The sequence below is a fragment of the Nocardioides sp. genome (assembly GCF_035576065.1).
GTDB lineage: Bacteria > Actinomycetota > Actinomycetes > Propionibacteriales > Nocardioidaceae > Nocardioides.
In genome coordinates this window covers 77,329-83,659 of sequence record NZ_DATLWX010000013.1, presented here as the reverse complement: position 1 = coordinate 83,659, position 6,331 = coordinate 77,329, and the positions used below count along the sequence as shown (strand labels likewise).

Sequence of the window (6,331 nt, the reverse complement as noted above, 5' to 3'; positions counted from 1 at the left end):
CGCCAGACCAATCAGCGGCATGCGTGATCGGCGCACCCCCACACACCAGATCGAAGAACTCCTCCTGCATCTCGAACGAGATCCACTTCGGCATCACAACGCTCCTCAGTCAGCGTTGCTTAGACCGATGGACTCCGCCCGGTCAGTAAGTGCAGGAGTCCCCGCTTAGGCGGGGACTCCGACAGCGCATCACTGCCCCTACTCAGCCGAGGGGACGGTTCTCGTACGGCGTCGAGAGCACGATCGTGGTCCGGGTCGAGACGTTGGCAGCGGAGCGGACGCGGCCGAGGAGGTCCTCGAGGGCGCGGGGCGTGGCGACCCGAATCTTGAGGATGTACGACTCCTCGCCCGCCACCGACCAGCAGGCCTCGATCTCGGGGATGTCGATCAGCCGCTCGGGGTAGTCGTCGGGCTGCGAGGCGTCGATCGGCGTGATGGAGATGAAGGCTGTGAGCGGCCGGCCCAGCTGCTCGTGGTCGACAAGGGCGGCGTACCCCTGGATCAGGCCGCGTGACTCGAGTCGCTTGACCCGCTGGTGCACCGCGGACGTCGAGAGTCCCGTCGCCTTGCCCAGATCGGTGAAGGACATCCGCCCGTCCGTCGCGAGGAGCGAGAGGATCAGGCGGTCGGTGGTCTCCACTGCAGGGCTCGTCACGCGCTCAGGGTAGCGATGTCCGGCGGGTGACTCGTGCAAGGATCCCGACGTGACCGAACAGCGACTGATGCTCCTCGACACGGCCTCGCTCTACTTCCGCGCGTTCTTCGGCGTCCCGGACTCCGTGCAGGCCCCCGACGGCACGCCCGTGAACGCCGTCCGCGGGCTGCTCGACTTCATCAGCAGACTGGTCGAGGACTACCAGCCGACGCACCTCGTGTGCTGCTGGGACAACGACTGGCGCCCTCAGTGGCGGGTGGACCTGATCCCCTCCTACAAGCAGCACCGCGTCGTCGCCGTACGCCCCGGCGACGTGCCCGATGTCGAAGAGGTCCCGGACCCGCTGGAGGTCCAGATCCCGGTGATCGTCGACGTGCTCGACGCCTTCGGACTGTGCATCGTCGGTGCCGACCACTATGAGGCGGACGACGTCATCGGCACCCTCGCCACGGGTGCTGGCATGCCCGTCGACATCGTGACGGGTGATCGCGACCTCTTCCAGCTGGTGGACGACCAAGCGGGCGTCCGCGTGCTCTACACCGCCCGCGGGGTCGGCAAGCACGAGCGGATCACCGAGCACACCATCGTGGAGAAGTACTCCGTGCTGCCGCAGCAGTACGCCGACTTCGCCACCCTGCGCGGTGACGCATCCGACGGCCTGCCCGGTGTGGCCGGGGTCGGCGACAAGACGGCCGCGACCCTGCTGCTGAAGTACGGCGACCTGGCAGGCGTCCGCGCCGCCGCGGCGGACCCGGCGTCAGACCTGGGACCCGGCCCGCGGGGCAAGATCGTGGCCGCGGCCGACTACCTCGACGTCGCCCCGACTGTCGTGGCCGTGGCGCGCGACGTCGACCTCGGGACCCCCGACGCCACCCTCCCCCGCGAACCCAAGGACCCCGAGGCTCTCGGAGCACTCGCGGAGCGCTGGGGCCTGCGAAGCCCGGTGGAGCGGCTCACCGCTGTGCTGGCCGGCCGATGACAGTGGACGCCCCGGCGACGCTGGTCGTGCGGGTGACGATGAACAACCGGCTGCGCCGGGCCGCGTTCGGGAGCATCGCCCTCCACCTGGTGTGGTGCGTCGCGCTGATCGTCTGGGCCGTCCTGCTGGTCCTCTCGGACCCCGGTTCGCCAGCGCTGCTGGTGATCGGGGCGATCCTGGTCGGCTGGTCCGGTTGGGGACTCTGGCGGCTCGTGCCGCACGCGAGGACGAGGCACCAGATGCTCTCCCTGGGGCTCCCGACGCTCCAGCTCGACGAGGTCGGTGTGCGGGTCCGCGACGTGACGATGAACCTGGACGGCGCCAGCCTGCCCTGGGCCGACTGCGCCGCGGTGGTGGTCAGCGCCGCACCCAGGCGCACCGAATGGCCCGTCCAACCTGTCCGCTACGTCCAGTTTCTGCCGGTGGCCGAAGACCGGGTGGAGACCCACCGCGAGGTGTGGCGCTCGGACGTCCGGGCGGAGATCCTCGAGGTCCCGGCGGCCGAGGGACTCCTGACCTGGCTCGAGCTACCCGGATCGAGCCCGGACGCGCATGACGTCGCAGCCTGGCTCCGCGCCCACCAGCCCCAGCTGAGGCTCGTGGGCGCCGGTCACTCGGTCAGCGACGAGTAGGCCACGACCCCCCGCTTGAGCGCGTGCACGGTCTCACGGGCGGTCTTGCGCAGCGGCGCGTCGCCGGCTGCGTCCGCCACCTGTCCGGTCAGGTCGAGCAGCTGCTTCATCCAGCGCACGAAGTCGCCAGCAGCCAGGTCGGTCCCGCCGAGCACCTCGTCGAGGTCGTCGCCCTCGGCCCAGCGGTAGGCCGCCCAGGCGAACCCGAGGTCCGGCTCGCGCAGGAAGTCGAGCTTGTTCTCACGCTCCAGGGCATCCAGCTGTCCCCACACCCGCACCGTCTCCACGAGCGCCGGCTGCACGCGGCCACCGGGGACCCGAGGCGCAGACGCGTCGTCGGCCCGGCGCGCCTCGTAGACCAGCGAGGACAGCACCGCCGCCAGCTCGGAGGCCGTCAGGTCGTCCCAGAGCCCGTCGCGCAGCGACTCCGCTGCAACCAGGTCCATGTCGGTGTAGATCCGCCTGAGGTGCTTGCCCCGCTCGGTCACCGTGTCGCCGTCCAGATATCCCAGGGTGGTGAGGACGGTGCACACGCGGTCGAAGGTCCGCGCCACGGTGTTGGTGCGACCCTCGACGCGGCGCTTCAGCGTCTCCGCGTCCCGGGAGAGCTTGAACCACCGCTCGGCCCATCGTGCGTGGTCCTCCCGCTCGGGGCACTGGTGGCACGGGTGCGCCTTGAGGCGGGTGCGCAGCTCGGCGATCTCGCGGTCGATCGGCGAGTCGGAGAACGACTCACCCTTCGGCGTACGCCGCGGAGGAGGCGGCGTCAGGTTATGGGTCTTGGTCCGCAGTGCCGACGCCAGGTCGCGCCGCATCGCGGGGTTGCGGCCGTTGAAGGACTTGGGTAGCCGCATCCGGGCGATCGCCTCCACCGGGGTCGGGAAGTCCATGGCGGCGAGTCGTCGCGCCTGACGATCGGCGGTGAGCACGTAGGGCCGCGGCTCGTGGCCGCCGAGCCCCGCATCGATGACCACGGCGAAGCCGGAGAACTTCCCGCTCGGCACCATAATGACGTCGCCGGGCTTCAGCTTGGTCAGCGACTCGACCGCCTCGCTGCGACGGTCGGTCCGACGATCACGCGCAGCGCCCTTCTCGACGTCGGTGATCCGACGCCTCAAGCCTGCGTATTCCATGAAGTCGCCCACGTGGCACGTCGCGGACTCGGCGTAGCCGTCCAGCGCCTCCTGGGCCTTGTGCAGCTGTCGGGCCAGCCCGACGACGGCCTTGTCGGCCTGGAACTGGGCGAAGGACTGCTCGAGGAGCTCGCGCGAGCGCTCCCGCCCGAACTGGTGCACCAGGTTGACGGCCATGTTGTAGGACGGCCGGAAGGAGCTGCGGAGCGGATAGGTGCGGGTCGAGGCGAGGCCGGCGACCTCGGTGGGATTCATGCCGGGCTGCCACAGCACGACACCGTGGCCCTCGACGTCGAGCCCGCGGCGACCGGCGCGACCCGTCAGCTGGGTGTACTCCCCCGGCGTGATGTTGGCATGGGTCTCGCCGTTCCACTTCGAGAGCTTCTCGATCACCACGGTGCGCGCCGGCATGTTGATGCCCAGCGCCAACGTCTCGGTGGCGAAGACCGCCTTGACCAGCCCGCGGACGAACAGCTCCTCGACGCACTGCTTGAAGGTCGGCAGCATCCCGGCGTGGTGTGCGGCGACGCCACGTGTCAGGCCCTCCAGGAACTCGTGGTAGCCGAGCACCTCCAGATCGTCGGGGGGCAGGTGCTGGCAGCGCTCCTCGACGAAGTCACGGATCGTGTCGCGGTCCTCGATGGAGGTCAGCCGGACGTTGGCCGACAAGCACTGGGTCACCGCCGCGTCGCAGCCGACCCGGCTGAAGACGAACAAGATTGCGGGCAGCAGTCCCTCGCTGTCCAGCCGCTCGAGGACCTCCACCCGGCTCGGGATCCAGACCCGGCGGCCGTTGCCGACGCTGCGGCTGTTCTTCGAAGAGCCGGGCTTGCCCTTGCGCGGCGACCGCCGGTCGCGCATCAGTCGCGAGCTCGCCCAGTCGTCACGGGCGATGCGGACGAGCTCGTCGTTGACCGGTGCCCCCTCCTTGACGAACCCGGCGCTCGCATCGACGTCGGAGGAGGCGAACAGGTCGAACAGCCTGCGTCCGACCATGACGTGCTGGAAGAGCGGCACCGGGCGCCGCTCCTCGACGATCGTGGTCGTCTCCCCACGCACCGTGGCCAGCCACTCACCGAACTCCTCGGCGTTGGAGACGGTCGCCGACAGCGAGACCAGGGTGACGGACTCCGGGAGGTGGATGATCACCTCTTCCCAGACTGCGCCACGCATCCGGTCCGCGAGGTAGTGCACCTCGTCCATCACCACGTAGCCCAGGCCCAGCAGGGTGCGGGACCCGGCATAGAGCATGTTGCGCAGCACCTCGGTGGTCATCACGACGATCGGGGCCTCGCCGTTGACGACGTTGTCGCCCGTCAGCAGACCCACCTTGTCAGGCCCGTAGCGGGCGACGAGGTCGTTGAACTTCTGGTTGCTCAGCGCCTTGATCGGAGTCGTGTAGAAGCACTTGCGGCCGGTCTCGAGCGCAAGGTGTACGGCGAACTCGCCGACGATCGTCTTGCCCGATCCGGTCGGCGCTGCGACGAGGACACCCCGGCCCGCCTCGATCTCCTGGCACGCGCGGACCTGGAAGTCGTCGAGCGGGAAGTCGTAGAGGTCCGAGAAGGCGGCGGTGAGACTCATGCGTACACCGCCAGGGCGTCAGGCTCGCACGTGACCGTCAGCGGCAGCTCACCGAACCGTTCGCCGTCGGCGTACGACACGACTCCGGGTGCAGCGACGGTGACCGACCGGACGCGGTGGTGGACGTATTCGGCTTCGTGCACGTGCGTGCCCGAGAACAGCTTCGGATAGGTGCGGATCAATTTGGTCTTCGTCATCTCCTTGATGATGACGACATCGAGCAAGCCGTCATCGAGCAGGGCACCCTCGGTGATGCGGAGCCCACCCCCGTAGGACGGGCCGTTGCCCACCGCGACGAGCATCGCGTCCACGCGGAGCGAGGTGCCGTCGAGGTCGAGGGTGAACGGCAGCGGCCGGAAGGTCCTCAGCTCCGCCAGTGTCGCGACGTTGTAGCGCATCTGGCCGCGCGGCCACGTCAGGCTGTTGGCGCGTTCGTTGACGACCGCGTCGAAACCCGCGGCCAGCACGGTGACGTAGGAGCGCGAACCGCACCGCGCCAGGTCGATCGTGCGCAGCCGGGACGCGATGACCCGATCCGCCGCGGCGACTGGGTCCTTGCGTGGGAGGTCGAAGTATCGCGACACGTCGTTGCCGGATCCCGCCGGGATGATCCCGAGCGGGATGCCGGTGTTGGCCAGGACCTGGGTTGCGAGGTGCACGAGGCCGTCACCGCCGCACACGACCACGGCGTCGACCCCGTCGGCGACGCTCGCCCGGGCGAGGTCCTCCGCCTCGTCCGCGTCGCGCCCCTGGAGGTTGCGGACCACCAGCCCGCTGTCGCGCAACCTGGCGGCTGCCACGGCGCCGTAGCGCGCGCCTCTGCCCCTGCCCGAGGTCGGGTTGGTGAGGAAAGCGATCTCGCGGGCCATGGCGTCGACCCTATCGACCACCGTGGTCGGCGCCGTGGAGACACGGGGACGGCTCTCAGCGGCGATCGGTCCTGTCGGATCCGATGCGGAGAAGCGCCGCCATGTTCTCGGGCGACCCGCCGACGGCTCGTGCCAAGCGCGAGAGGCTGTCGAGGACACGCTCGGCGTCGAACCGGGTCCCGGGCACCGCGATGGTCAGCCGGTCGGCGTACTGCCCCAGAAGGACCTGTCCGTGCCGCCACGCCTGGTGTGCGCGGTGGCGGGAGTCGTCGTCGGTCACCGGTGCAGGGAAGGCCTCGTCGACGGCCAACAGGTCGCAGGCGAGGACGTCGTCCCCGGAGACGAGGCGGCCGGCCACCAGATGGCCGGTGCGCAGTCCCCGGTCGGCGTGCCAGACCACCTGACCGACGCCCAGCCAGTCGGGCAGGTCGAAGGGATCGACGTCGATGATCGGCGTGGACTCCATGATCGCCACTGTG

At 69.8% G+C, this 6,331-nt stretch carries 6 protein-coding genes; 2 read left to right on the top strand and 4 right to left on the bottom strand.

What is annotated here, in order from left to right; translation table 11 throughout:
* Positions 1 to 202: 202 nt before the first annotated feature.
* The gene (locus VNJ48_RS06675) at positions 203 to 640 is read right to left on the bottom strand and encodes an Lrp/AsnC family transcriptional regulator (protein ID WP_325600357.1); all 438 of its coding nucleotides are present in this window, start codon (positions 638 to 640) and stop codon (positions 203 to 205) included.
* A gap of 82 nt (positions 641 to 722) precedes the next feature.
* On the opposite strand from VNJ48_RS06675, the gene VNJ48_RS06670 reads away from it, so the two are divergent.
* Both VNJ48_RS06670 and VNJ48_RS06665 read left to right on the top strand, forming a co-directional pair.
* On the top strand, positions 723 to 1,634 hold the full coding sequence (locus VNJ48_RS06670; RefSeq protein WP_414689921.1) for a 5'-3' exonuclease: 912 nt from the start codon (positions 723 to 725) through the stop codon (positions 1,632 to 1,634).
* Positions 1,631 to 2,266: a hypothetical protein gene (locus VNJ48_RS06665; RefSeq protein WP_325600351.1), complete on the top strand. Its 636-nt coding sequence runs from the start codon at positions 1,631 to 1,633 to the stop codon at positions 2,264 to 2,266. Before VNJ48_RS06670 ends, VNJ48_RS06665 begins: the two co-directional genes overlap by 4 nt.
* Here VNJ48_RS06665 and VNJ48_RS06660 read toward each other — a convergent pair.
* The 3 genes from VNJ48_RS06660 to VNJ48_RS06650 are packed head-to-tail and all read right to left on the bottom strand — an operon-like array spanning position 2,245 to position 6,318.
* The gene (locus VNJ48_RS06660) at positions 2,245 to 4,983 is read right to left on the bottom strand and encodes a DEAD/DEAH box helicase (RefSeq protein WP_325600349.1); all 2,739 of its coding nucleotides are present in this window, start codon (positions 4,981 to 4,983) and stop codon (positions 2,245 to 2,247) included. The genes VNJ48_RS06665 and VNJ48_RS06660 overlap by 22 nt on opposite strands.
* Positions 4,980 to 5,852 carry a diacylglycerol kinase gene (locus VNJ48_RS06655; protein WP_325600347.1) on the bottom strand — a complete coding sequence of 291 codons (873 nt, stop codon included), beginning with the start codon at positions 5,850 to 5,852 and terminating at the stop codon, positions 4,980 to 4,982. The genes VNJ48_RS06660 and VNJ48_RS06655 overlap by 4 nt, the downstream gene beginning before the upstream one ends.
* A gap of 55 nt (positions 5,853 to 5,907) precedes the next feature.
* Complete coding sequence (locus tag VNJ48_RS06650) at positions 5,908 to 6,318, bottom strand: hypothetical protein (protein WP_325600345.1); 411 nt, start codon at positions 6,316 to 6,318, stop codon at positions 5,908 to 5,910.
* Positions 6,319 to 6,331: the final 13 nt, after the last annotated feature.

Excerpts from the sequence above, each read along its gene's own strand:
- VNJ48_RS06670 (WP_414689921.1), top strand. The coding sequence starts at position 723 with ATGCTCCTCGACACGGCCTCGCTCTACTTCCGCGCGTTCTTCGGCGTC.
- VNJ48_RS06665 (WP_325600351.1), top strand. The coding sequence starts at position 1,631 with ATGACAGTGGACGCCCCGGCGACGCTGGTCGTGCGGGTGACGATGAAC.
- VNJ48_RS06660 (WP_325600349.1), bottom strand. The coding sequence starts at position 4,983 with ATGAGTCTCACCGCCGCCTTCTCGGACCTCTACGACTTCCCGCTCGAC.
- VNJ48_RS06655 (WP_325600347.1), bottom strand. The coding sequence starts at position 5,852 with ATGGCCCGCGAGATCGCTTTCCTCACCAACCCGACCTCGGGCAGGGGC.
- VNJ48_RS06650 (WP_325600345.1), bottom strand. The coding sequence starts at position 6,318 with ATGGAGTCCACGCCGATCATCGACGTCGATCCCTTCGACCTGCCCGAC.